Source organism: Actinomadura sp. SCN-SB (assembly GCF_043906805.1).
Classification (GTDB): domain Bacteria; phylum Actinomycetota; class Actinomycetes; order Streptosporangiales; family Streptosporangiaceae; genus Spirillospora.
In genome coordinates this window covers 1-3,127 of sequence record NZ_JBIMPP010000140.1, presented here as the reverse complement: position 1 = coordinate 3,127, position 3,127 = coordinate 1, and the positions used below count along the sequence as shown (strand labels likewise).

5 protein-coding genes and 1 pseudogene are annotated in these 3,127 nt (G+C 67.9%); 1 reads left to right on the top strand and 5 read right to left on the bottom strand.

Annotated features, from left to right (window positions below; all coding sequences use genetic code 11):
* Positions 1–111: 111 nt before the first annotated feature.
* The 3 genes and pseudogenes from ACGWYJ_RS38655 to ACGWYJ_RS38645 form a co-directional block, all read right to left on the bottom strand.
* Positions 112–1,053 carry a DUF6924 domain-containing protein gene (locus ACGWYJ_RS38655; protein ID WP_395111649.1) on the bottom strand — a complete coding sequence of 314 codons (942 nt, stop codon included), beginning with the start codon at positions 1,051–1,053 and terminating at the stop codon, positions 112–114.
* Between the two features lie 140 nt (positions 1,054–1,193).
* Positions 1,194–1,409 (bottom strand): annotated as a pseudogene (locus tag ACGWYJ_RS38650) (class I SAM-dependent methyltransferase); the annotation flags it as partial.
* A gap of 15 nt (positions 1,410–1,424) precedes the next feature.
* Positions 1,425–1,556 (bottom strand): hypothetical protein, encoded by a 132-nt coding sequence (locus ACGWYJ_RS38645; RefSeq protein ID WP_395111648.1) that lies wholly within the window; start codon positions 1,554–1,556, stop codon positions 1,425–1,427.
* Between the two features lie 41 nt (positions 1,557–1,597).
* Between ACGWYJ_RS38645 and ACGWYJ_RS38640 the strand changes: the two genes are divergently transcribed.
* Positions 1,598–1,852 (top strand): hypothetical protein, encoded by a 255-nt coding sequence (locus tag ACGWYJ_RS38640; protein WP_395111647.1) that lies wholly within the window; start codon positions 1,598–1,600, stop codon positions 1,850–1,852.
* A 307-nt stretch (positions 1,853–2,159) separates the two neighbouring features.
* On the opposite strand, the gene ACGWYJ_RS38635 is transcribed toward ACGWYJ_RS38640, so the two are convergent.
* Together ACGWYJ_RS38635 and ACGWYJ_RS38630 are read right to left on the bottom strand one after the other, a co-directional pair.
* Positions 2,160–2,396 carry a methyltransferase domain-containing protein gene (locus ACGWYJ_RS38635; protein WP_395111650.1) on the bottom strand — a complete coding sequence of 79 codons (237 nt, stop codon included), beginning with the start codon at positions 2,394–2,396 and terminating at the stop codon, positions 2,160–2,162.
* A 3-nt stretch (positions 2,397–2,399) separates the two neighbouring features.
* A complete protein-coding gene (locus tag ACGWYJ_RS38630; RefSeq protein ID WP_395111646.1) occupies positions 2,400–2,780 on the bottom strand; it encodes a hypothetical protein in 381 nt (126 codons plus the stop codon).
* Positions 2,781–3,127 lie beyond the last annotated feature (347 nt).

The window sequence follows — 3,127 nt, the reverse complement described above, 5'->3', positions numbered from 1 at the left end:
CGTCCAGGCACGGGCAGTCACCTCCCCGCTTGACACAAGGTGACGAATCATTACGTTCCGTAGTGAGTCTGGCCTTACCCCTGTACCGGCAGCTCATTCACGGGGTGCGGCTCAGCGTTCCCACCACGGCTTGACGTCCTTCTCGGGGACGAAGTCGCGGAAGTCCATGTTGGCGATCTCCAGATTGCACGCCATCGATCCGACCATGTCGCAAGGAAGGACCGCCGGTTGCCCCGGGGTGTCGTACAGATCGACGACGGTCAGCGGCCGGCCCGGCTCGGTGAAGGTCCTGGCGTCGGCGAGCGCGACCAGCGTGGTGTGCTCCCGGGGCGGGACCAGCGCGGGGACCTGGCCTGGCCGAAGATCCTCGAAGGCCCGGTCGTCGACGACCAAGGCCGTCAACGGGTACCGCTCGACGTCGATCTCGTCCAGGTCCACATTCCTGCCGACCCAGCCCTCCTCGTCGGCGCCGCCCAACTGCGCGAGCAGCCCGCGCCAGCCCTCCTCGTCGTCGAAGGAGGTACGGACCAGCATCGCGGCGGCCGTGGAGGGCAGAGAGGGGAAGATCCACCGCGACGGCGTGGCCGTCGCGAGGAAGGCCGGTCGGCCCGCGTCCCCCTGATAGATCCCGTCCACGTCCATGTCGCCCACCAGATGGTCGAACGTGAGCGCGCCGTCCAGCAACGCGCCCAAGACCTCGCCGAGCCGGCCCGACGGGACCCGGACGCCGCGCCCGGGTATCTGCGCCAGATCCACCAGCAAGGGGGCGCCCCCGCCATAGACCACCGGAATGTCGGCCAAGAGGATCACCAACGGCGCAGGTGGGCCGGGTGGCACAAGCGCCGGCACGTTCCCCCCGAGCAGGCCGTCCCATCCACGCCCTTCGAGCACGCGAAGCCGGACCCTGCCGCCCTCAACGTGCAGCACATCCCCTTCGCGACGACCCTTGATCTCGCCAAGCAGCCGTCCCCACAGCGCCGTGCCGTCCTGGTAGCACGTACAGACCAACAGCACTTCGCCGGGCGCGGGCGTGGGTAGCTCGGGAAAGGACATGGCTCTCCTTCAAGGGCCGCTGCGTTGCGCCAATTCCCGATCATGATGATGCCCACATAGGACATTCCGTCAGCGCCCGGCTCCCCGCTCCCCAGTAGCTCGTCCGCGGTGCGGTACCAGTCGTCGACGAAGAACACCCGCCCCTCCGGCTTCAGGCGGTCGGCCACCAGGGACCAGAAGCGTTCAGGCGGAACGCGTGACAGCCAGAACCCGAAGAAGACGACGTCGTAGCGGCGGTCCGGCCGCCAGTCGAACAGATCGGCCGGTACGAACCGCACCCGCTCGGCGCCCACCCGAGCCGAGGCGGCGAGCATCTCCGCGAAGGCGTCCACGGCGGTGACGTCGGCGGCGCGCACCGCCGTTGCCTTCTATCAGCGAGGCGTCCTCGAACCGGAGGCCATGACGCGAAGCAGGTCGAGCTTGCTCGCGTCCTCGCTGTCCGGGCGGGCGGTGTCGATCTGGACGACCTCGACCTGGAGACCGGCGCGGACTCGGCTGGCCACCCAGTTTCCGCCCGTTCGTCGCTTACGCACGCACCAAGAACATGAACGCGATGTTCGTGTACGCGCTGGCGTCCCGGCTCGCCGGCACGGGCACGACCGTGAACGGGGCGCACCCGGGAATCATCAAGAGCGGCAACCTCGACCGGCATTCCCGCGGCGCATTGAAGGCGTTCGGCCGGCTCTGCAATCTGATCGCGGGCGACACCACCACCGGCGCCGACACCCCGCTGTGGCTGGCAACGTCCGAAAGCGCCCGCCTGGTCAACCTCCCCACCGCCAAAGCCGACCACCCATAGCCTTCTGGCCCTACTGGACGGTGCCAGCGCCCCCACAGGGTCAGCCTCGCCTGGCAATGGTGATGATCTCCGGGCTCGTGTCGGTGAGCGGGCCTCGATCCCAGTCCGTACTGCTCCTCGACCCGCTGAGCGCAACAGCGACGCCAGGGTGTCCGGGCCGAGGAAACGCAGCGTGGTCCGGCTCGTCTTAGCAGTGGCCCAGGCAGGGCTGGTGAAGGTCTCAGTGAAGGTGACCAGCCCCCCTGGACGGGCATCTCGACGCGGCGCTCCAGACGAACGGGATCACCGTCGGCCGTGGTCACTCTGATCACGCCGTCCGTTGTCCACTTCCGCCACGGGCGGGTACGCGGGTTACGGGCTTGAGCACTTGGAAGGCATGGCCGGTCATGACGGCCAGGTCGAACTCCCGATCCCACTGGGCCGTGGCGAGGTCGCCGAGCACCCACTCGACGTCCGACCGTCGACGAGCCTGGTCGAGCATGGCGTCGGCCGGGTCGAGGCCGCACAGCCGTCCGGTGTGTCCGGCCTCCCGCGCACGGTGCAGCGATCAACCACGCCGGTTCTCCAGTGCGTCGGCGACGTCGGCCAACATGAGGCTTACGCTGACCCGACGAGGATTCCCGTCGGTGTTGACCCTGTCGAATGCGCGTACACACCCGCGCATGGGGCCGGCCAGAGCGTGCTCGATCCGACAAGGGCTGTAGAACGGGACCAGATAGAAGAGCTGGTGTGACCGCCTGGAGGCGATTCCGTTCGCCCGCTGCCACCAGGCCGCCACATCAGCGGGCAACTCCATGCCCACGGCTTCCTGTGCTGCGGCGATGTCCTCAGCAGTAGCGGGTGGGCCGATGCAGTCCAGTGTGGCCGGTGCGTGATGGGTCAACCAGGCCAGAATCCGATCCCACGCTCGATCAACGGCGGAGGTCATCGACACATGATCAGCTACGTGAACAGCGTCCGCAATCCTGTCCCATGATTCTGAACCCTACAGGTGCCTCGATCGATGCCACATCCGTACAGCACCCTAAGCAACCGCCGCCTGCTATGCCTTCAGGCTTGACAGCGGTTGGCCATCAGCAAACCCGCGCCGTCAGCTTGGCGATAGCTCCGGTTTTTGCCGGTCCACGCGGTTGACATGCAGTCGCAGCGTTCCCAGCGCGAAAGACCTGCCCGGTCTTCATCACCGGCCTGGAGTTCCTCCCCGAGCGCCGCAAGCCGCGGGCTGGAACACCCACCACGTCGTCGCGGCCGCCCGGCGGCGGGCCGCACAGACCC

Coding starts and splice junctions, on each gene's coding strand:
- ACGWYJ_RS38655 (WP_395111649.1), bottom strand. CDS start 1,053: ATGTCCTTTCCCGAGCTACCCACGCCCGCGCCCGGCGAAGTGCTGTTG.
- ACGWYJ_RS38640 (WP_395111647.1), top strand. CDS start 1,598: ATGAACGCGATGTTCGTGTACGCGCTGGCGTCCCGGCTCGCCGGCACG.
- ACGWYJ_RS38630 (WP_395111646.1), bottom strand. CDS start 2,780: ATGACCTCCGCCGTTGATCGAGCGTGGGATCGGATTCTGGCCTGGTTG.